The organism is Streptosporangium sp. NBC_01469 (genome assembly GCF_036227305.1).
Lineage (GTDB): Bacteria > Actinomycetota > Actinomycetes > Streptosporangiales > Streptosporangiaceae > Streptosporangium.
On record NZ_CP109465.1, the window covers coordinates 1,608,615 to 1,630,495 of the forward strand.

12 protein-coding genes are annotated in these 21,881 nt (G+C 67.6%); 3 read left to right on the forward strand and 9 right to left on the reverse strand.

The features are described from left to right. Positions 1–252: 252 nt before the first annotated feature. The 3 genes from OG587_RS07175 to OG587_RS07185 form a co-directional block, all read right to left on the reverse strand. A complete protein-coding gene (locus OG587_RS07175; RefSeq protein ID WP_329088008.1) occupies positions 253–1,587 on the reverse strand; it encodes an ABC transporter substrate-binding protein in 1,335 nt (444 codons plus the stop codon). A 207-nt stretch (positions 1,588–1,794) separates the two neighbouring features. Beyond that, positions 1,795–2,841, reverse strand: a complete 1,047-nt coding sequence (locus OG587_RS07180; RefSeq protein WP_329088010.1) for a zinc-binding dehydrogenase — start codon at positions 2,839–2,841, stop codon at positions 1,795–1,797. A gap of 27 nt (positions 2,842–2,868) precedes the next feature. Next, complete coding sequence (locus OG587_RS07185) at positions 2,869–3,594, reverse strand: ThuA domain-containing protein (RefSeq protein WP_329088012.1); 726 nt, start codon at positions 3,592–3,594, stop codon at positions 2,869–2,871. A gap of 334 nt (positions 3,595–3,928) precedes the next feature. On the opposite strand from OG587_RS07185, the gene efeB reads away from it, so the two are divergent. Then, complete coding sequence (efeB, locus tag OG587_RS07190) at positions 3,929–5,125, forward strand: iron uptake transporter deferrochelatase/peroxidase subunit (protein ID WP_329088014.1); 1,197 nt, start codon at positions 3,929–3,931, stop codon at positions 5,123–5,125. 28 nt (positions 5,126–5,153) lie between these two features. Here the strand turns inward: efeB and OG587_RS07195 are convergent, their stop codons facing one another. From OG587_RS07195 to OG587_RS47070, 3 genes are all read right to left on the reverse strand, one after another. Beyond that, complete coding sequence (locus tag OG587_RS07195; RefSeq protein WP_329088015.1) at positions 5,154–5,768, reverse strand: hypothetical protein; 615 nt, start codon at positions 5,766–5,768, stop codon at positions 5,154–5,156. Positions 5,769–5,771: 3 nt separating this feature from the next. Beyond that, on the reverse strand, positions 5,772–13,136 hold the full coding sequence (locus OG587_RS07200; protein ID WP_329088017.1) for an RHS repeat-associated core domain-containing protein: 7,365 nt from the start codon (positions 13,134–13,136) through the stop codon (positions 5,772–5,774). A 481-nt stretch (positions 13,137–13,617) separates the two neighbouring features. Further along, a complete protein-coding gene (locus OG587_RS47070; RefSeq protein ID WP_443075609.1) occupies positions 13,618–14,178 on the reverse strand; it encodes a LysR family transcriptional regulator in 561 nt (186 codons plus the stop codon). Between OG587_RS47070 and istA the strand changes: the two genes are divergently transcribed. After that, positions 14,090–15,331 (forward strand): IS21 family transposase, encoded by a 1,242-nt coding sequence (istA, locus tag OG587_RS07205; protein ID WP_329083819.1) that lies wholly within the window; start codon positions 14,090–14,092, stop codon positions 15,329–15,331. The two genes, OG587_RS47070 and istA, sit on opposite strands and share 89 nt — an antisense overlap. Continuing rightward, complete coding sequence (istB, locus tag OG587_RS07210) at positions 15,331–16,137, forward strand: IS21-like element helper ATPase IstB (protein ID WP_329093758.1); 807 nt, start codon at positions 15,331–15,333, stop codon at positions 16,135–16,137. Before istA ends, istB begins: the two co-directional genes overlap by 1 nt. 21 nt (positions 16,138–16,158) lie before the next feature. Here the strand turns inward: istB and OG587_RS07215 are convergent, their stop codons facing one another. The 3 genes from OG587_RS07215 to OG587_RS07225 are packed head-to-tail and all read right to left on the reverse strand — an operon-like array spanning position 16,159 to position 21,856. After that, entirely contained in the window at positions 16,159–18,594 is a 2,436-nt protein-coding gene (locus OG587_RS07215; RefSeq protein WP_329088019.1) for a TniQ family protein, read from the reverse strand. Then, positions 18,591–19,742 carry an ATP-binding protein gene (locus tag OG587_RS07220; protein WP_329088021.1) on the reverse strand — a complete coding sequence of 384 codons (1,152 nt, stop codon included), beginning with the start codon at positions 19,740–19,742 and terminating at the stop codon, positions 18,591–18,593. The genes OG587_RS07215 and OG587_RS07220 overlap by 4 nt, the downstream gene beginning before the upstream one ends. Beyond that, positions 19,739–21,856 (reverse strand): helix-turn-helix domain-containing protein, encoded by a 2,118-nt coding sequence (locus tag OG587_RS07225; RefSeq protein WP_329088022.1) that lies wholly within the window; start codon positions 21,854–21,856, stop codon positions 19,739–19,741. The genes OG587_RS07220 and OG587_RS07225 overlap by 4 nt, the downstream gene beginning before the upstream one ends. Positions 21,857–21,881 lie beyond the last annotated feature (25 nt).

Here is a 21,881-nt window from a genome sequence, read left to right on the forward strand (position 1 = left end):
TCATCGCGCCGCGAGCGAATTGGCTCGAGTGGTCATTTGGACTCCATGATGGTCTTCATAAATCCGCAGTTCTCCGCGGTGGCAGGTCGCCACGCTATGTCGGTGTCCGGGACGTTTCCATGCGGTATCGCTCCGACTTCCTTAGATTCCTTACACCGACGTAAAACGCCTGGACCTGCGGAAATGTGAGTTGAAGGCGTCGGAGCCGCCCCCCTTCCCGGGAACGGCTCCGACGCCGCCGAACCGGTGGTGCTACCTCGCCGTCGTGTCGAAGACCGGCGGGATGCGGCCCGCGTCATGGTCCTGCTTGAACGCCTCGGAGACACCCGCGAGGAAGTCCTTCGACGTCAGGTCGCCGGTCAGCAACCGGTCCTCGTTCTCGAGGAGGTAGGCCTCCGCAGAGGAGCCGAACGACGTCCACGTCACGTAGCCGACCTTCTTCGCCAGCGACGCGTCACTGATGGCCGTGTACTGCGAGATGAATCGCGGGTCGATGCCCTCGGGCGCCGCGGAGGGATCGAACTTGACGGGAAGGGGCAGGTCGCCGAATTCCTTGATCGCCTGCCAGTTGGCGTCGGAGTCGGAGAACTTCCACTTCATGTACGCCGAGGCCGCGCCGAGGTTCGGGCTGGCGGCGTTGAGGGCCATGGCGTCGCCGACCGCGAGCGGGAAGACGTCGCTCGGCACTCCGGGCGCGAGCGGCGGGAGGGGAGCCCAGTCCCACTCGCTTCCGCTCTTCTCGAAGTACTCGCTCATCACGCCGATCTCCCAGCTGCCCGACAGGAACATGCCGGACTCGCCGTTGGCGAGCTTGGCCATCTTCTGCGGGTCGGACGTCGCGAAGTACTGCTTGACGCCGCCGCTGAAGTAGCCCTTCTTGAAGTAGTCGACCATCAGGTCGATCGTGTCGACGAACGCCTGGTCGGTGAACTGAATCTTGCCGGTGAGGGCATCGTGGATCTTGCCGGGGCCCGCGACCATGTTGAAGAAGCACGAGAGCACGTGCTCGGTGGCACCGACGTAGTCGGCGTTGGCGTTGCTGAAGGGCGTGACTCCGGCCGCCACCATCTTCGCCATGAGAGCTTCCAGCGAGGCGCGATCGGTCGGCGGGGTCCAGCCGTTCTTCTTGAAGAGCGTCTTGTTGTAATAGAGCACGAGGGTCTCGTAACTCACCGGCATCACGACGAGTTTGCCGTCGATGACCCCGATGTCCATGGCCCAGGGAAAGATCTTTTCTTTCCACTTCTCCGCCGCGGCGATCCCTCCGAGATCGGCGAGGTAACCGGCACCGGCGAAGGGGATGGCGATCGCCGAGTTCAGCGGGAGGATGTCCGGGCCCTGGCCCGCGGCGAGCGCCGTCTGGACCTTTTGGGTGAGACCTTCGTTGTTCTGGGGCTCGAGCTTGAAATCGGCCTTCGGATACTGCTTCTTGAACGGCTCGATGTAAAGGCGGTTGAATTCGGCGACACCGGCGTCGTCGACGGAGTCCAGACCGACCCAGTACTTCAGGCTGCCGCCGATCTCGCCGGTCGGCACGCTCGCGACGGGTTGTTCGGCCGACGCGCAGCCCAGGAGCAGAAGCGGCACCGTGGTGACCGCCGCGAGAGCTCTCGTCCAGCGCGTCCGACGGAGTGATTCGTATATGCCGCGGTGAGATAGATCGGTCATCTTGACTCCGCTGTGTTTGTGCTGTGCGTTGTCGCGAGAGCGCGACGATTCCTTCGAAGCTAGGACGCACGATCCGGCGAAACCATGCGATATCCTGCCGCTTTCCTGATTTTTCTTACACTGCGGCTACGCGGAGTCGCCGACCTGAAGGACCACCTGCAGGACGTCCTGCGAGGCCCCGTCGAGCAGCTGGAACGCCTCGGCGGCCCGTTCCAACGGGAACGTGTGACTGATGAGCTCGGTCACCCGCAGGGCTCCGGACTCGGCCAGCGACATCGCCGTACTGTCGAGCCGGAACCGGTTCCAGCGGTGCTGCAACGCCGGCGCCACCCCGGAGATCTGGGTGGACACCACCTGGACGCGGTTGTGGTGAAACTCCTCGCCGAGCCGCAGCCCGATGCCGTCGCCCTGCATGAAGCCCGCCGCGCAGACGCGGGAGCTGTAGGCCACCGACCGGATGGCCTCGTGGAGCGCCGCGTAGTTGCCGGTCACCTCGAGGCACACGTCCGCGCCCCGTCCGTCGGTCCGGGCCCGGATCCGCTCCGCGACCTCGCCGTCCGCGGGGTCGAGCGCCTCCGCCGCGCCCAGTTCGAGCGCCAGCTCACGACGCGAGGCCACGCCGTCGACCGCGATCACCCGCGCGCCGTTCAGCCGGGCGAGCTGGGCGACCAGCTGGCCGGGCACCCCGAGCCCGAACACGGCGACGGTCTCTCCGACGTGGATGTCGGCGTCGAGCACGACGTTGAGCGCGATCCCGCCGATCTGCGAGAACATCCCGACCCGCGGGTTCACCTCCGGAGCCAGCACCCGGCCACGGGTGTACTCACCGGTGACGACCGTCTCGCTGCGGTGCCCCCACGTTCCCCAGATGCGGTCTCCGACGGACAACCCCTCGACGGCGGCGCCGATCTCGACGACCTCACCGACCTCCTCGTAACCCCAGCCGAGCAGGGGGTACTCACGCGAGGCCGTGCCGTCGACGAACAACCGAAGCCGGTTGTCCCACTGCTTCGTCAGATAGGGGTTGGTGCCCCGGTAAGCCGTCAGCTCCGTACCGGCGGAGATGCCGGAGAAAAGGGTGCGTACGCGGACGTCGTGCTCGGTCATCGGGCGTACCGGCTCCTCGACCACCTCGGCGACGCGCGAGGCGGTGAAGCTCACCACTTTGTTCATTACTGCCTCTCTGTTTATTTGGAGGGCTCAGGCGTCCCAGTCGGTCAGCGGTTGCCGGTACGCCGAGGCCGGGGGCACCACGGCGGAGCCGGGCATCGCCCAGCGCACGGCGTTCGCGAGGACGAGCCGGACCTGCGGGTGGCGATAGACGGGGTAGGCCTCATCGCCGGGACCGAAGTAGAAGACGCGGCCCCGGCCACGGCGATACGTCACGCCGGAGCGGAAGACCTCGCCGCCGGCGAAGGAACTGATGAAGACGATCTCGTCGGGATCGGGGATGTCGAAAGGTTCCCCGTACATCTCCTGCTCGCCGATGACGATGGGCTGGTCGACCCCGGCCGCGATCGCATGGCCCGGAGCGATCGTCCAGACCAGTTCGCGCTCTCCGTCGTTTCGCCACGCGAGGGAGCAGGTCGTCCCCATGAGCTTGCGGAAGATCTTCGAGTAGTGCCCGGAGTGGAGCACGATGAGGCCCATCCCGCCGAGCACCCGGGACGCGACCCGCTCGACCAGGCCGTCGTCGACCTGATCGTGCGCCGTGTGACCCCACCAGAGGAGAACGTCGGTCTGCTCGAGCAGCTCCGGGGACAGTCCTTGATGGGGCTGCTCAAGCGTGCCCGTCCGGACCTGGGAGCCCGGCAGGGCCGCGCGGAGACCGTCGGCGATCGCGCCGTGGATTCCGTCCGGATAGATCTCGGCCATCTCCGGTTTGGTGCGCTCGTGGAGGCCTTCGTTCCAGATTGTGACTCGCACGGTGATGATCATCCTTTGGGAAGGCAAACGACCTGTCTTGGCTGACCCCAGCCCTGCGGGAGGCTCACGGAACCCCCACGCGGTGCGACGCTAACGGCCCGCACAGGGGTGGAACCATGCAGTTTTCTGCACGGTTCCTACGGTTTATTCCAAACGGACGATAAGCCCAAAGTGATGAATACCATGCAAAACCTGATATAACGGTCAAAATTAGTAAAAAGTTGATAAACCCTGTCAGAGATCACCCAGATGGAGGTACGCGTGAGCAAGATGCAATAAATGTTCATGTACGAAAACGCGGCAGGATAAAGTCAAGATCTTCGGAGGGGGTCCGGTGGGGAGACTGAGCAGGCGCGGGCTGCTGACCGCCTCTGGCGCGGGCGTGGTGGCCGGTGCGGCGGCGACGGCGGGCGCCTTTCTGCTGGGTGAGCCGGAGCCGTCGACGAGCGCGGCCCCGGCACCGGTCGTGGACTTTCATGGGCCACACCAGGCGGGCATCGCGACGCCCGTACAGGACCGCCTCCACTTCGCGGCCTTCGACGTGACCGTGGGCACGCGCGAGGAGCTGATCTCCCTCCTGGTCTCCTGGACCAGGGCCGCCGAGTTGATGACGGCGGGTCGTGTCAGCGCCGCCGACGACTCCGGCGAGGCCCTTGACCTGCCCGCCTCCAGCCTGACGCTGACCGTCGGATTCGGGCCCACGCTGTTCGAGCGTGCGGGGGAAGATCGCTTCGGCCTGGCCGCCTCGCGGCCTCCCGCGCTGGCCGACCTGCCCTCCTTCCCCGGTGAGAAGCTCGACCCGGCACGCGGTGGCGGCGACATCGCCGTCCAGGCATGCGCCGACGACCCGCAGGTCGCGGTGCACGCCATCCGCACGCTGGCCCGCATCGGGCTGGGCCGGGTGAGCGTGCGATGGTCGCAGCTCGGGTACGGCAAGACCTCCTCGACCACGCCCACCCAGCTCACCCCGCGCAACCTCATGGGCTTCAAGGACGGCACCGACAACATCCCGCACGACGACCACGCCGCGCTCGACCAGCACGTCTGGGTGGGTGCTGCCGACGGGCCGGCGTGGATGGCGGGCGGCAGCTACCTGGTCGCGCGGCGGATCCGCATGCACCTGGAGTCGTGGGACCAACTCTCCCGGCAGGACCAGGAGGCCACGATCGGCCGTACGAAGACCGAGGGCGCCCCGCTCGGTGGCAAAGGCGAGCGCGACGGCTTCGACCCGGCCGCGCTCCCCGCCGACTCCCATGTGAGCCTGGCCCATCCCTCGGCCAACGGCGGCGTACGGCTGATGCGGCGCGGCTACTCCTTCGTGGACGGCAGTGACACACAGGGACGCCTCGACGCGGGCCTGTTCTTTCTCGCCTACCAGCGCGACCCGCGCCGCCAGTACGTGCCCGTGCAGCGCAGGCTGTCCGCCGAGGACCGGCTCTCGACCTACATCCGGCATGTGGGGTCGGGGCTGTGGGCATGTCCACCCGGCGTGTCTCCCGGCGGGCACTGGGGCGACACGCTGCTGGGCTAGAAAAGCCCACCCGTGCCGGGCTGGAAGGCTAGAGCTCGTCCGGCTGGACCCAGCCGCCGGGTACCAGCCGGGCGAGCTGTTCGCGCAGCAGGTCGCGCAGCGGCCCGGCGGGCTGCTCGCCATAGAGCTGGAGCAGCCTGCCCGGCCGCTCCAGGATCTCCTCGGGGTCGTCCTGGCGGTCGGTGTACTCGGCGATCAGCTCCGGCAGGCGGACGGCGACGTGCTCGTCCAATCCGAGCCGGACCGCCGAGCACAGCTCGTACTCCCAGGCCACCAGATAGCGCCAGAGCTTGTCCTCGCCCTCAAAAAAGGCGCGCTCCAGCCGGGAGAAGGCGCCGAGCACCGCACCATGGTCACCGTCGCGGTAGGCGAGCACGACGAGGTGGAACAGCGCCCACTGATGCCCGCGCCGCAGCAGCTCCGCCCGCTCGAAGGCAGCCCGTGCCTCGGCGCGGGCACCCAGCAGGTAGAGCGTGTAGCCCCGCACGTAGTGGGCGTCGGCCGAGCCGGGAGCCTCCTTCAGCAGCCGCTCGCTCTCGTGCAGCAACCGCCCGAACGTCCCGGGAACGTCCGGCCCGTCCTCCGCCGCCTCGATCAGCTCGGCGATCGAGGCCGGCCCGGTGACCGGGGTGTCAGCGGGCACCGCTCACCATCCTCCGGAGTGGCCGGTGGATCTGCCGTTGGCCATCCAGCGCTTGGCGGTGGCGCGCAGCTCCCTCTCGACCTCAGGCAGCATACCCGGGTGCTCCCTGATGAAGCGTTCGAGATCCCTGGCGGCGGCCTTGAAGCCTTCGCCGTGCCGCCCGCTCTCGAAGCCGGTGTCGCCACGGTACCTGTCGCGGATCTCGCGCTTGACGGAGTTGGCCCACTCCGACGGGGACAGCCAACCGCAGGGGTACTTGGGACGCGGGCTGTTGTGGACGAGGACATCGGTCCCGCCCTGGACCACGTGGTAGGTGTTCGGACCGTCCACGCTGAGGTTGTGGACACGCTGACTGTCGCGATGCTCGGTCTCCACCGCCGACACCTGGACGAGGGTGCCCGCCGAGGTACGCAGCCACATGCCCGGCCGCAGCGCGGAGGCGGGCAGCCAGGTCTTCAGCGCGGGCACCCAGAACGGGTGGTTGTCGGTGGCGACCAGCACCCCGCCCGCGATGCCCACCTTGACCAGGTCCTTGGCGCCCTGGCTGGTCATGGTGGCCACGACCGGCTGCGAGCTCGTCTGCCCGGTGGCGGGATCGGTCGCCAGGACCCGGTCTCCGACGGCCACCTCCTCGATGGCCCTGGCGCTGCCGTCGGCCATCCGCACCTTGGTGCCTGGCACGAAGCTGCTGGTCAGGCGGCAGGTCTTGCCGACGCTTTCCACCGCCTCGTCGCCGTACTTGCCGAAGCGGGCGAACTTGGTGCCGCCGAAGGTGATCGAGCCCAGGGCGCCTTCCAGGCAGCCCTTGCCGAAGCCCCGGGCGTAGTCGCCGAAGGAGTGCTTGCGGCCGAGCAGCGCACCGGCGACGGTGTTGATCAGGCCGTTGCCGACGCATGCGCCCGCGGCGGCGACCAGCTGCGGCGGGATCGTGCCGTCGGGGTCGGTGTAGTCAACCGGGTTGCCCAGCGCGTACTCGTAGAGGTTGTAGCCGCCGCCGAAGCCGATGGTGTCCTCGGAGACGAAACGACGCAGCGACGGGGAGTACAGGCGGGATCTGTTGTCCTGCAGCCCGCCGGGGATCGGCGGGCCGGAGACCCGGCCGGTCCAGCGCACGGTGTTGGGGTCGTTGGCCGTGGAAGACGTGGTGGCGCCGAACAGGTCGTAGCCGTAGGTGGTGGTGATCTGGCCCGAGCCGTCGGTCAGGGCCAGTGTGGAACCGAGCGCGTCGGGGAGCAGTCCCTGGACCTGGCCGTCGCCGCTGATCCTGGCGAGGGCCTCGTCCTGGCCGAAGCCGTTGAGGAAGGAGACCTCCGCCCCGCCCGGCCCGCTCTGACCGATGAGGGCGTCGCCGTCGAAGCGGAAGCGGGTGGTGTCGGAGCCCGTGGTACTGCCGACCCTGCGCCCTGCCGGGTCGTAGCCCAGGGTCGTGGTGACGCTGCCGTCCGACACCGACACGAGCTCGCCGCGGGCGTTCCAGGTGTAGGTGAAGACTCCGTCGGAGGTCAGGTTGCCGGCCGGGTCGTAGCCCAGGGTCCTGCCGCCGTTGCCGGTCAGCCGGTTGGCGTCGTCGTAGGTGAGGCCGGTCGCGGGCGCGGGGAGCTGGGCGCGCACGAGGGCGCCGTGCATCCGGGTCCGGCGCCCGACCTGGTCGTATTCGTAGGCCACGTCGCCGACGCCGGCGGTGCCCCGCTTGTAGCCGATCGAGGTCAGCAGGCCCGAGTCGTCGTAGCCGTAGGCGGCCGTGATCCCGCCGGGCAGTGACTTGGAGGTCATCCTCGCGTCGTCGTCGTAGCCGTACACGGTGCTGACCGCGCCTCGGGTGACCGATTTGAGCAGGCCGTTGGGGAAGTAGTCGTAACCGACCGCCGGCTGGCCCGAGGCGATCATGGACTTCAGGCGCCCGGCCGCGTCGTAGGTGTAACCGACGCTCCCCGCCGAGCTGGTCTCGGAGGTCAGGTGGTCGAGGTCGTCGTAGCCGTAGGTGATCTTCCCCGCGCCGGCGGTACTGTCGGTCAGCTCGCGGATGCGACCCCTGTCGTCGTACTGGACGCTCTGCGTCGACTCGAAGCCCTGGCCGTTCTTGCCGAAGCCGGTGAAGGTCGCGCGGCCGAGCTCGTCGTAGCGGTACTCGGTGATCTTGCCGCGCCGGTCGGTGACCGTGGACAGGCGGTTCATGCCGTCGTAGGCGAAGGTGTCCTTCGCACCGAGCGGGTCGATGCGTTCGAGCAGCCTGTCGGCGGTGTCGTAGCGGTAGGAGGTGATCTTTCCGCGGGCGTCCTCGACCGAGGTGATGTTGCCGTTCTCGTCGTAGTCGAAGGCCGTCTCGTCGCCGCCCGCGTCGGTGACCGACCTGAGCATGTCGGCCGCGTCGTAGACCCGCTCGGTGGAGGTCCCGTCAGGGGCGATCGTCTCGATCACGCGATTGGCCGCGTCCCGGATAAAGCGGGTCTTGCGTCCCTCCGGGTCGGTCACCGTGCTCAGAGCACCGTCGATGTAGTCGTAGGTGGTGACGCGCCCCTGCGGGGTGGTCTGGGTGCGCGGGCGGCCCTGGGTGTTGTAGCTGGTCTTCCAGGTACGGCTGTTCGCGTCGGTGATCTTCTCCGGGTTGCCGTGCGCGTCGTACTCGAAGCGGGTGACGGCTCCCGTGGGGTCGGTCAGCGTGTCCGGCCTGCCGTACGGAGTGCCCTGGTAGGTGGCCCGGCCCGTCACGGTGGCCGACCCTGCCACGCCCTTGAGCTCCGAGGGGTTGCCCGCGGGGTCGTAGGTCATCGTCGTGGTGCGGCCGAGGCCGTCGTCGATCGTCCTGGGCAGGTCGCTGTCCGGGTCGCGGGTGATCCTGATGGTGTGCTCGCGGCCGGTGCCCGCCGCCTGGGTGTCGGTGACCAGGTAACCGAGGTTGTCGTAGGTGGTCTTGCGTACGGCGCCGTCCGGCTCGGTGACCTGGGTGGCGACGACTCGCGAGCCGTCGAGGGTGTAGGCGAAGACGTAGGTGCCCTGACCGAGGATCGTCTGGGTGGCGACCCTGCCGTTGGCGTCGTAGACGTTGGTCAGGTAGGTGTGGTCGCGGGCGTCGGTGATGGCGTTCATCCGGCCCGCGGGGTCGTAGCCGTAGGTGGTGGCGTGGCCGGTCGGGCCGGTCACGGTCCTGAGCCGGTCGCCCTCGTAGTCGTACGTCACCGAACGGCCCGCGTTGTCCTCCACCTTGGTGACCCGGTCGGCGGCGTCGTGCGAGTAGCTGAGCCAGAACCCGTTCGGCGAGCGGACCTCCGTGATCGGCCCGAGGTAGCTGCCGAAGCTGTTCTTGTACTTGCGCAGGATCTTGACGGTGTTGCCCTGCGCGTCACGGATCTCCTGCAACGGCGCCTCGTCGCCGAAGACGTAGGTCATGCCGTTGCGCAGTTTGAGATGCCAGAAGCCCCTGTTGCACTCGCCCACATAGCGGAAGCCGGACCCGGTGAACTCCGGCGAGGTGTCGCGTGCCTCGAAGACCGCGTCGCAGAACCCGGTGCCCGGCGAGGTCCGCACGTAGTGCACCTGGGACCCGTCGGGGAAGTTGAGGTCGGCCTCCTCGTACTGCTTACGCGACGACAGGTACATGTTGTACAGGTCGTTGCTCCCGATGCCCATGGAGCGCTTGCGGGTGTCGCCCGGGTTGTAGCCGCGGTTGACGGTCAGCGGCATGACATCGTCCACCATGAGATCGGTCTGGCTCAGGGTGAACAGTCCGCTGCCGAGGTCGACGGGGTCGCCCGCGGAGTTCATGAACTTCAGCAGCCATTTCCCCAACGGCTCCTCGTTGCCCGGCACGTTGATCATTGCGCCGTCGAAGTCGGAGATGGCCGTGCCCGCATCGGGGACGACCTGCCGGGCGGCCTGATCGACCTTGCCCGCGCCGAAGATCTCCCAGCCCTCGCCGCTCTTGTCGTAGTGCCAGAAGTTGACCCGCTGCCCCGCCGGGAGCTTCAGGTAGTTCGGGTAGACGATCCGGGCGGTCCCGCCCACCAGACGGCCTCCCGCGGGCTGGACCGTGTAGTAGACGGGTACGCGCACGCCGTCCGGCATGGGGATAGGCGTGCGGTCCACCGGGATCGGGGTGACGCCGACCCGCCGTACAGGCTTGCCGTCGGCGTCCTCGATCGTCACGCCCGCCGGGATGCGCACCTCCAGGCCGGGCACGCCCGGGTTGGAGAGCACGACCTCCTCGGTGGTCGGCGAGGGAATTTCGATCTCGTAGTCGGTGTCCAGGGCAGGCAGGTACGGCGTGTAGAACAACTCGTTGCCGCCCGCCTTGAGCGGCACCTGCACGTCGAACACGCCGTACGTGAGCTTGCCCGTCGAGGCGCTACGGCCGTCGATTCGCAGGAGGCGCACGCCTTGGCGCAGGTCGGTGAGGCGGAAGGCGCCCTTGGCGTCCGTGCGGGCCTCGCGGCCGTCGGCGCGCAGTGTGACGCCGGGCAGCGGCAGCCCCGCGGTGGTCTTCACGACCCCGGTGAGGCTCGCCGCCTTGGACCTCTTCGCGGTGAACGTCGCCACGGGCGCGCCGCGCTCGACTCCGTCGGGTAGTGCCTCCTGGTCCGTCTTGGCGGGTTTCGCGGCCTGCTTGCCGGCACGCGCGACGGTGGCCGCGGACGCGACGCGGATGGTGGCCGACCCCGTCTCGGCGTCCTTGGGACTGATCCTGAGGGTGTAGGCGCCGGCAACCGTCAGGGTGGTGGTGCGGTTGCCGTTCTTGGACAGGCACGCGGACCACAGGCGCGCACCGGTGGGCGGCAACAGCTCCGTGGTGAGGCAGCTCGTGTAGGTCTCGTCCACCATGGTGAACTTGACGCTCTGCCCGGCGGTGCCGGTGAAGGTGACCACCGAGTCCTGTCCGGCCTTGGTCGTGGTGACGACGACGTCCGGCCCGCCGACGGTCGCCGTCTTCTGCACGTCGGCGGGCACGCTCAGCACCTGCAGCGTCGGCGTGCCCGTCCAGGCGTCCTCGGGGTTGACCGTGAACCGGTAGACGCCGTCGGCGGGCAGAGTGACCGTGTCGAAGTAGTCGGTCGCCTGGTAGACGCAGGTGTCCTTGACCAACTCGGTGCCGTCCGGCTTGAACAGCCGCACGTCCAGGGCGCAGGAGGGCGCGCCCGCCGGAACGGTCAGCTTGGTGAAGACCCGCTGCCCCGCCGTACCGGTGAACGTCACCGCCCCGTTCTGGCCCGGCTTGACGATCGCCACCGAGGACGGGGCCGCGTCCGGCGAGGTCGCCACCACCACATCAGCGGGCACGCTCAGCACCTGCAGCGTCGGCGTGCCCGTCCAGGCATCCCTGGGGTTGACCGTGAACCGGTAGGTACCGTCGGCGGGCAGAGTGACCGTGTCGAAGTAGTCGGCCGCCTGGTAGACGCAGGAGCTCCCCTCCAGTTCGGTGCCGTCCGGCTTGAGCAGCCGCACGTCCAGGGCGCAGGAGGGCGCGCCCGCCGGAACGGTCAGCTTGGTGAAGACCCGCTGCCCCGCCGTACCGGTGAACGTCACCGCCCCGTTCTGACCCGGCTTGACGATCGCCACCGAGGCCGCAGCCGCGTCCGGCGAGGTCGCCACCACCACATCAGCGGGCACGCTCAGCACCTGCAGCGTCGGCGTGCCCGTCCAGGCGTCCTTGGGGTTGACCGTGAACCGGTAGGCGCCGTCGGCGGGCAGAGTGACCGTGTCGAAGTAGTCGGTCGCCTGGTAAAGGCAGGCGTTCTTGACCAACTCGGTGCCGTCCGGCTTGAGCAGCCGCACGTCCAGGGCGCAGGAGGGCGCGCCCGCCGGAACGGTCAGCTTGGTGAAGACCCGCTGCCCCGCCGTACCGGTGAACGTCACCGCCCCGTTCTGACCCGGCTTGACGATCGCCACCGAGGCCGCAGCCGCGTCCGGCGAGGTCGCCACCACCACATCAGCGGGCACACTCAGCACCGCCGCCTTGTATGTGCCGGTGACCAGGCCCTTGGGATCGACGACCACACGGTACGTGCCGGCTGCCGGCAGCGTGACGTTGTCGAGGAAGGAGTCGGCCGCGTACACGCACGTGTCCTTCGCCAGATCGGTGCCGTCGGGGGCGCGCACACTGACGGTCACGTCGCAGACCTTCGTGCCGGCCGGCATGCCGAGCTTGGTGAAGACCCGCTGGCCGGCCGTTCCGGTGAAGGTGAAGGCGGCCTGCTGGCCGGGGAGGCTCGTGGTGAGGGATCCCTGCGCCCCGTCCAGGGCGAGCGCGGCCGTGGCGTCGTCGACGGCGGAGGCCAGAACGTCCACCTTGCCGGTCTGGGCGTCCTTCGGGTCGATCAGCACGGCGTAGGTCCCGGCCTTCGAGCCTTCCGGCAACTCCCATTCCCACGTGGTCGTGCACATGTTCTGGCTGTGCAGTGTGGCTCCGCCGGGGCCGTACACGGTAAGGGGAAGGCAGTCGGAAAAGGTCCTGCCGGACATGTAGAGCATGGCGCGCTTGCCGGCCTCCACCTCGAACAGCGCCATCGCGATCTGCTCCGCCGCGCCGACCTGGACCGCGGTGAGGGTGTGCTGGGCCAGCCGCACCGCGCCACCGGTGCCGATGTTGGCGGCCAGGTAGGGCGCGGGCGGGACGACCACGTCACCGGCGGAGACCGCGCTACCGCCGGGGTTGACGACCTTCAGGTGCCCGAACGCGGGACCCGGCGGAAGCTTGACTTTCAGGTCGCCCGTGGTGGCATGCGTCACCTGGATCTTCGATCCGTTGAGCGAGGCGACGTTGCGCATCTTGTCCTCGTCGAAGCCGCCGCCGGACACGGCGAACTCGGCTCCCGCGTCGCCGACCGTGATGCCGGTCAGGGAGACATCGGGCTTGGGCGGGGCTCCGGTGACCTTGAAACCCTTCCAGGCGGCGGACTTGCCGCCGACGGTCACGGTGACGTCGCCCGAGGCGGCTCCACCGGGGACCTTCACGGTGATGGTGTGGTCGGTGACGGCGCTGGGGGCCGCGGTGGTGCCGCCGAAGGAGACCGTCACCGCGGACTTGTCCGTGCCGAACGCGGTGCCGTAGATCGTCACGCCGGTGCCCGGAGCGGCGTTGGGCGGGGAGACCTGGGCGACCGCCAGCGTGCCGGCAGGCAGGTCGCGGACCTCCGTGATGTTGCCCGCGGAATCATGGCTGATCTTCGAGCCGTCGCCCGGCTGGGCGAACACGCCGGTCACGCGGCCGTTGGCATCGTGCGCGTACGTCACGTCGGCGCTCTGCGCGGGCGCCTGCCGCTTGGTGACGGGTTTCTCCGCGGCCTGCGTCCGCGTCGTGGCGGCGACCGGAACCGCGCCCGCGGTGGTGGCCCGCGGTGGTGCGGCAGGTGAGGGAGGTGCCAGACTCGCGACCAAGGCAGCAACGACTAAACCCACGATCACCCGCATGAGAACGCCCCCGTCTCAAATAATGATCAATCTGGGCAAACCATAAGGATCATTACAAGGGATCGTCAATGATCTCGAACCAACTTGTAGACACCCGAGCTCGCCGCCCGACCCGAGACCGGGGAGATCCCGTCCATCGGTGGGCACATCGCGGCGCCGGCTGTCAGGCATCCCGAACCTCTGGCAGCCCCGACGTCGACGTGGTGCACGTGATGCCCCGCCAGGCCCGGTCCCGGCGGCCACCGCCTTGGCGGCGTCGACCGGTTCCCTGTGTGGATGGTCACCGCGACCTGCGGAAACACCAAAGGTCGTGTTGTCGCGCCGGACCATCCCACACTTGTGCGATCCAGGTGTCATCGCTGGTGAGAAAGCGACACGCGGCGCGAGACCCTACAACCGCGAGTGTAGGGATCCTGTAGTTGTGAGCAGTGGCGAGCATGTGGTGCACCTACTTGAGCACTGACTCCTGCGTGGAGTGCTGGGGTAGTTGAGCATTCGGCTGGGACTTCGGTGATGGATCTTTGGGCTGCCTGTCACGGCGGGGGCCTCCTCGTAGCCATTGGATGGGTTCTGATCCGCGTGGTTCGACGTGGGGCGGGTGGCTGAGCAGTTCGAGAACTTCTCGAACGTTCGCTGCGAATGCCTGTCCGGCTGGGGTGAGAGTCATGGTTCGTCTCTTGCCGTTGCGTTCGAGTAGGTGGACACCGGTGCGGCGTTCGAGAACGTTGAGTAGAGCGTGCACATTCGCAGAACTGATCCCGATTTCTGCAGCCGCCTGGCGCAAGGTGGCCTGCTGTGTTGCTGTCAGGAAGCGGTGGATTCGTCGGATACCGTGCGTCCCTTGGAAGGTGTTGACGACGCGCGAACGGTGACCCCCTGGCGACGGCCGAATGGTGACCCCCTTGTAGTCACTCTGGAGGGTGATCAAGGTGGAGGACTGGGCGGAGATCCGCCGGTTGTATCGAGCCGAGGCGATGCCGATCAAGGCGATCGCTCGGCATCTGGGCATCTCGAAGAACACCGTGAAACGGGCGCTGGCGGCCGACAGCCCGCCGAAGTATGAGCGGCCGAGCAAGGGATCGATCGTGGACGCGGCCGAGCCGCAGATCCGGGCGCTGTTGGCGCAGTTTCCGACCATGCCCGCGACGGTGATCGCCGAGCGGATCGGCTGGACGCGGTCGCTCACGGTCCTCAAAGACCGAATCCGTGTGCTGCGGCCGCAGTTCAAGCCGGTCGATCCGGCGTCGCGGACCGCCTATCAAGCGGGCGAGCTGGCCCAGTGTGATCTGTGGTTCCCGCCGGTGAAGGTGGCGGTGGGAGCCGGGCATCTGGCCAGCCCGCCGGTGCTGGTCATGGTCAGCGGCTACTCGCGGTGGATGATGGCCCGGATGCTACCCTCGCGCACCGCGGGGGATCTGTTCGCCGGACACTGGGCTTTGTTGTCGGAGCTGGGCGCGGTGCCCAAGACGCTGGTATGGGACAACGAGAGCGCGATCGGCCGGTGGCGGGGCGGCAAACCGCAGCTCACAGCGGATGCCAACGCCTTCCGCGGAGCGCTGGGAGTGGGCATCCTGCAATGCAGGCCGGGCGATCCCGAGGCCAAAGGGATGGTGGAGCGGGCCAACGGCTATCTGGAGACCTCGTTTCTGCCCGGCAGGGAGTTTGCCTGCCCGCAGGACTTCAACGCCCAACTGGCCAACTGGCTCCCCCAGGCCAACAGCCGTCATCACCGGCGCATCCAGTGTCGGCCGCTGGATCGGCTGCACGTCGACCTGGCGGCGATGGTGGCGTTGCCACCGGTCGCGCCGGCCGTTGGCTGGCGCACCTCGACTCGGCTGGCGCGTGATCACTATGTGCGTGTCGCCTCGTGTGACTACTCGGTGCACCCCTCGGTGATCGGCCGCCTGGTGGAGGTGGTCGCCGACTTGGAGGAGGTCACCGTGACCTGCGGCGGGCAGCTGGTGGGCCGCCACCGGCGGTGCTGGGCGCCGCACCAGACCATCACCGATGCGCTGCATGCCCAAGCCGCTGCCGCGATGCGCCGCACCTGCCTGCGCACCGCCGCTGCCCCGGCCAAAGCCGAGGTCGAGGTCGAGGTCGAGGTCGAGCAGCGCCGATTGAGTGACTACGATGCACTGCTCGGCGTCGAGGGGGTGGCGTGATGGCCACCGCCCAAACCCAGCCGAGCAGTGGACGTAACGTCGCGGCCGAGTTGGCCTATCTGACCCGGGTGCTCAAGGCCCCGTCCCTGGCCGCGGCCATCGATCGGCTGGCTGAGCGGGCCAGGGCCGAGTCGTGGACGCATGAGGAGTTTCTGGCCGCGTGTCTGCAACGCGAGGTCGCCGCCCGGGAATCACACGGCGGCGAGGCCCGGATCCGCTTCGCCCGCTTTCCGGCCCGCAAGGCGTTGGAAGACTTCGACTACGACCACCAGCGTTCTCTTAAACGCGAGGTCATCGCACATCTGGGCACGCTGGACTTCGTCACCGCCAAGGACAACGTGGTCTTCCTCGGGCCGCCCGGAACCGGCAAGACCCATCTGTCCATCGGGTTGGGCATCCGGGCCTGTCAAGCCGGCCACCGAGTCGCCTTCGCCACCGCCGCCCAATGGGTCGCCCGGCTGGCCGACGCCCACGCCGCCGGCACGCTGCAGGGCGAGCTCATCAAGCTGTCTCGGATCCCGGTGCTGATCGTGGACGAGGTCGGCTACATCCCCTTCGAACCCGAGGCGGCCAACCTGTTCTTCCAGCTGGTCTCCAGCCGCTACGAGCGGGCAAGTCTGATCGTCACCAGCAACAAACCCTTCGGACGCTGGGGAGAAGTGTTCGGCGACGATGTCGTGGCCGCCGCCATGATCGACCGCCTGGTCCACCACGCCGAAGTCATCAGCTTGAAGGGAGACAGCTACCGCCTCAAAAATCGTGACCTTGGCCGCGTGCCAGCGGCCAATCCCAGCAATGACCAGTAACAATCAAGTACACGACAGGGGTCAGCTTTCAGACGCCGATAGGGGGTCACGGTTCGGACGACGTCGACAGAAGGCCGCCCAAACATCAGGTGGGAAGGCCCGGGGTCCGCCGTAGGGCGTCAAGGGGTGGCGACAGTTTTCTGAGCCTCTGGCTCGGATCTCGATGTCCAGCTCGCGGGCGAGATCAGCTAGGTGAGCGCTGGCGATGCCCAGTTCTTCGGAGATTTCCTTGAGCGTGCGCTGCTGTGGCCCAAGTTGATCACGTAGCCATGCTGGTTCGATGACGAAAGCTCGCTGGCCACCTGCGGGAAAGGCGATCCCGTAGGCGCTGGCCAGGCGTTTGATGGTGGTGTAGCTGCAATTGAACCGGACCGCCAGTTCGCTGAGGCAGAGTCCTTGCTCGCGTCCGCGCTGGATCTGAGCGGCGTCGGGGAGCCTCGAGCGAGGAATCTTGACGTTGCCGCCTCGGGGGCTCGGGCCAGGTCCGGCCGCTTCGGGATGGCGAAGGGCCGCGACCCAGATGTGTTCGGGGCTCGTGCCGAGGGCTCGCGCGACGTCAGATGGCTTTTGACCTGCTCGCAGTAGCTCCCACAGGGTGGCGACATCCAGCTCGTCGGGGTGGGGCCCGGGCCAGTCGACTCCGGGTGCCCAAGCAAACGGCGGCTCCCAGCTGACGGGTTCGCTGATTCCCGCAGTGTGCAGGATGCGTTGCGCTTGGTCTTCCAGGTGTGCCGAAACCGCACCGGTGTTGCGAAGTGTCGCTTCTTCGTAGGTGCGAGCCTGGCGGTGGTCCAGCGGAGCGTGGGTGGACGTCGTTGGGTATTGAGGATGGTGGCCGGTGAGGAGTTCCACGACACGTAGTTGGTAATGCCGCAGCATGCCCGGAGAGGGCAGTCGTAGACCGGCGTGGTCGAAATGATCGCGCAGTAGATCGAGGTCGAGATCGACTGTGGCGAAAAGTTCACGGCGGCGGGCGTAGTCGATCGGGCAGCCGTGAGAGTCCAGACCGGCGCCAAGATGACAAAGCGCGGCCAGGAAACCGCGCCTGCTGTTCTCGGTCCGCAGATCCTGGGTCAGCCATGCCAGCGACCTGTTGCCTTTGGATGAGGTGGCGCCGTATCCACCCAAAGCGGTGTGGGCCTCCTGGAGGCTGGCGTCGTTGCCAACCAGAACGAGTGCGATGCTCAGCTCCGCGCGAAAGGCCAGACCTTGTCCTTGATGGACGCCGGTGTTCAGACGAAGAGCCCATCCAGGCCAGAACAGCGAAGGGATCTGCGTCGCGCGCCGCAGGTGGGTTCGCTCGGCTGGTGGTTGTGGGGCCGGCCCGTCGGTTTGGAAGCGCAGCCGGTCCACGATGCGCAGCCGGGGACCGATAGCGCGCAGCATGGTTTGTTGAAGTCCGGCCTCGGCGTTGGTCCACCTCTTCACCATCGGACTTGCGGCTTTGGAGTCGCGGATCTCGTGGCGAGCCAGCCATTTCATGATCTGTGGGTCAAGGTGCTCGGGTTCGACGGCGCGGGCGGCGACCGCGACGGCGATGGCGAAAGCCATCGTCGGGGCGTTGTAGTCGCGTGGGCCCAGGCGTGACCGCGATGAGTTGAGGAGCCCCCCTGAATCGGTACCCAACTCGGTGAGAACCTCACAGACCACGTCGGGTAGATCGCTTGAGGTACTCCGTTCGAGCGCGGATAGGCAGGAACGCGCGATCGCATGCAGATTGTCGAGCTCGACGACCAGGTCGGCTCCTGCCCGAGCGGTGGCGGTGCCAGGCAGGAGGTCGTCAAGATAGCGGGCGGCGGCCAGAACCAGGCCATCGCTCGGAAGCACGAGGGCCGCCGTTTCAGCCAACGATCGGCCACAGATGCCCATATCCCCGGCAGGGGCGCCGGCCTGGTCGATGACCGGGAGCTGGTCGGCGCGCAGCGGTGCACGGCACTGGCCGGGTTGCGAGGCCGATACTTTTTGGCCGTTCCAGTTGCTGCGAGGTCGCCGGGAGCACCGATCACAGGTGTCGGCGAGCAGTCGCCGATGTTCGACGCAGGCGAATGTCCACGGCAGTCGCCAGAGCAGTTTCCAGCGTCCGGCGCTCTGGTGCAGGCAGAGGGGACAAAACCGTGAACCGGTCAGATGTGGCCACCACCGCACCGGCCCGTGACGGCGAGCCGTCGGCGCGAGGGTCATGAGAGTGCCGTGGAAGCGTGAGAAGGTCATCGCATCCAGCTCCGCGACCGGCACGCCGGTCAGTCTGCTCAGTGCCGCGAAGTCTTCTGGTTGACTGAGCGCCGTCCACGGCCTGCTCGCCCACGCGGCTCCAGTCGGAGCGGCCAATCCCGCCAGCGCCATCAACTCGCCGACCTTGCACTGCAAGCGCCGGGCATAGGCCTCCAGCCAGCTGTCGATGGCTTCGCCGGGCAGCGGTGGCACCCGAATGGGGACAGTGTCCAGAATCGGTGTCATGTCGTCACCGATGCCGTTGGCCGCCTCTTGCCGGACTGCGGTGCACGAGACGATCGCGGGCGACTGGACAATCGTCCGCCCTCGATGGCGGCCTGCAGTTCCGTACGAGCCCGCTCGGCTGCCGCGTCGTTCTTGACCTTGGAGAGGATCTCAGCGGTCAGCCGTTCTTCGCCTTCTGTGATGCTCTTCGCGCAGCCACGCTTGATCAGCGTCATCAGAGACGCGAAATGGCCGGTTGAGCGGGCGAACAGGACGTCGGACAGGTCGTCGGCGACCATTCCGGGGTACTTGTCGGCCAGCACGACAGCTTTTTCGATGGTGAGCAGCAGCTTGCGCCACGTCGCTCTGCCGGGCTCGTCGTCGATGGTGAACGGCGCGACCGTCAGCGGAGTCCAACGGCGGCTGTTCTGGGCGAGTTCTTCCTGCCCCGGAGCCAGGCCCTCGTCGAGCAGGCCACGCCGTTCCAGGCCCACACCGACGTAGAGGAAGGTGACGGGGAAGTCGTTGGTCAACGCCTTGAAGTGGTTGGCGACGGCTCTGCCGCTCCTGCGTCTCATATCCAAGAAGTGCACGTCGTCGACGAGAATCAGGGTGCTGCCGCAGGACATGATCGCGTCGGCGGCCTTGTGGCCGAGATGGTTGGCGTTGCCGCTGTCGTAGCCGGGCAGGTTGAAGAACCGGCAGAGCATCGAGTTGAAGTCGCGTCGGGTGGTTTCGTCGGTGAGCTGGATGCGCACGACCGGGATGTGTTCGTGGCCTTCGACGGTCTGCTGGCCGTAAAGCTCGATCTGCCTGCGGTGGTAGTCACGGCCGAAGGCTTGGGCGATGGTGCTCTTGCCCAAGCCGGGAAAGGCGTCGATGACCGCGGGGAATCGCGGTTTGTCGCCATCCTCACGGTTGCTGGCCAGAATGTTCCATAGGTCTTGGTGGACATCGAGTAGCTGCGGGGTGTGGATCGGGCCGATGTTGGCGTTCCAGACCGCGCGGCATTCCTCGTACTCGTCCCTGGCCTGTGTGGACAGCTGGGCCAGCTGCGCGCGAGGCAGGACTTCGGGCCGTTCTCTCGCAGGACTCTCGGCGTATCGGCGCCACCCGCGTTTGGTGGACAGGCTGTAGCGGCGCTCCTGATTGAGCAGTCGGCCGCTCATGTGATGTCCATGGCGTCGCGGTAGAAGTCGCCCTCGACCTCGTCGACGACCAGTAGCTCACCGGGGAAGGGCTCGTCCAGCTCCTCCTCGCCGTCATCGTCACCGGCCTCCTCGATGACCTGTCCGGGGACCTGCGCGAGTGGCGAGGTCGTGGGACCGGTCGGCCGCGCGAGGGTGGAGGGGATCGACGGCAGCGGCTCGTCATCGACGAGGGCGTCGGCGGGAACCAGCCGCAGGCGCTGGTGGGACAGACGCACGGCCATCCGTCGCTCGGCTGGGTTATGGGTCAGTCCCGCGTCCCACTGTTCGAGCAGATCGATCAACGCGCGTTTGGTATCGGGGAAACGATGCTTGGCCGCGGCCAGCCGGCGCGCGTAGGCGAGCGCTTCGGCGCTGAACGGGCCCCGGCAGGCCTCGGCGTGCTCCCAGCGCAGGGCATGCCAGCCGCGGGTCCTCGGATGCTGGAAGTAGAGTCGGCTGACGTCGCCGGCGTCTACCCGAAACGGCCACTTGCCGCTATGTCGTCCCGTGTATGGGCTGGTCGTGTCCGCGAGATCGGCCAGGACCGGGCCGTTGTAACGCAGCCCGCCGTACTCGATGCCGTAGTGCTGGACGGTGCGCCATTCCACCTTGAGGAAGTCGAAGGCGAGATCGGGGCGGGCGGGAATCTGCAGGTAGCCGGCGCGGCTGACTCCGTGCCCATACATGTCCAACGGAGACAGGTGCAGACCCGGCACCTCCGGGATGCACAACCCGTCGTGCGCCTCACGGTGATAGACCTCCGCAATCCACTGTCGGATCTGCGCCTCGAGTTCGTCGAGAAAGTAGAACGCCTGCTGCTCCACGGCCAGGCCGCGGCTGTAGACATCAGGGCCCTTGTAGCCGGGAAGCCCGACCAGCAGCCCTTCCCGCAGGGTCCGGAAGAACCGCTCCAGGGCAGCCTTGTCACTGCCCTGGTAGGGCCTGGCCGGTTGAACGGAGATGCCCAACCTCTGACATGCCGACAACAACTGCTCCGACAGGTAGATCTTGCCGTGGTCCACCACGATCGTCTCGGCCGCGACTGAGGGCAGCAGCGGAGCTCCGTCGGCATCGACCAGCTTGTCGGCATCAACGACGATGCCCCTCGGCAGTCCGTGGTAGGTCTGCGCGTAGGTGATGCCGTTGCGAACCGTGTCCGGTAGCGGGCGCACCGTCTCGAACAACACGCCTGCGGCGTCGACGGCCTTGGTGGACACCGGGGTCAGCCGCAAACCGGTGATGCACCGGTCGTAGAGGTCCATCGCGATGGTGAGCTCGGCCTTCACCCAGCGCAGAGTGATCGGATCCATCGCGAAGACATCCAACGACGTGGTGTCCAATAGGACGTACTCGCCAGGCCTGCTCGCGCGCAGCCGGCCGTAGGGCGCCGCGGGACGGCTGGCGGTCGAGCGCTTGGTCTTCGTGCCGCCGAACGCATGAGATCCCCGTGACAGTTCGCGCAGTAACAGCCGCGCCCGCGTCGGACTCGGATTGGCGACGACTCCGTGACCGTGCTCGGAATCCAGGCGAGCGCGGATGCGCAACAACACGATGTTCTGGGTGGGACGGCTGGCATCAGCATGTTCGGCCAACACCGTGCGGGCCATGTCCAGCCATAACGGATCGGCCCCACCGAGGGGATCACGTCGCCGCTGTGTGCGCTCGTCGATGAGTGCTTCAGGTCCATCGCGGTCGAAATCTGCGATCCATCGGCGGATCGTGGACACCCCGACGCCAAGCTCGGCGGCCTTGGCCGCATAGCGTTCCAGCTTGGGAGCGCCCGGAGCGTAGGGCTCGCGTGGTTCCCCGGGCCGCGCCAAGACCTCGTGGCCGAGCCGATAACCGGTACGGACTTCTTGGACGTGTTCGATCCGAGCACGCACGGCGTCAAGGTTCCCGCCTGCCAGATTAGACAGCTCCACGCCGATGCCCTCAGGTGGTTCGCCCACCCCCTCGACCAGCAGACGCGCCTGCGGGGAGGACAGCAGATGCCCCAGCGATACCTGCCGGATCGCGGTGCCGCTGCGATCGGCTAGGAGCACACTGGGCGGCTCGATCTCGACGATCTCCCATGTCTTGCCGTCGTATTCCACGCGCAGACCGATCCGCAGCGGGACG

Bases quoted from the DNA above. Each gene is read 5' to 3' on its own strand.
- OG587_RS07180 (WP_329088010.1), bottom strand. From the start codon at position 2,841: ATGAACAAAGTGGTGAGCTTCACCGCCTCGCGCGTCGCCGAGGTGGTC.
- OG587_RS47070 (WP_443075609.1), bottom strand. From the start codon at position 14,178: ATGCCCAGATGCCGAGCGATCGCCTTGATCGGCATCGCCTCGGCTCGA.
- istB (WP_329093758.1), top strand. From the start codon at position 15,331: ATGGCCACCGCCCAAACCCAGCCGAGCAGTGGACGTAACGTCGCGGCC.
- OG587_RS07215 (WP_329088019.1), bottom strand. From the start codon at position 18,594: ATGACACCGATTCTGGACACTGTCCCCATTCGGGTGCCACCGCTGCCC.
- OG587_RS07220 (WP_329088021.1), bottom strand. From the start codon at position 19,742: ATGAGCGGCCGACTGCTCAATCAGGAGCGCCGCTACAGCCTGTCCACC.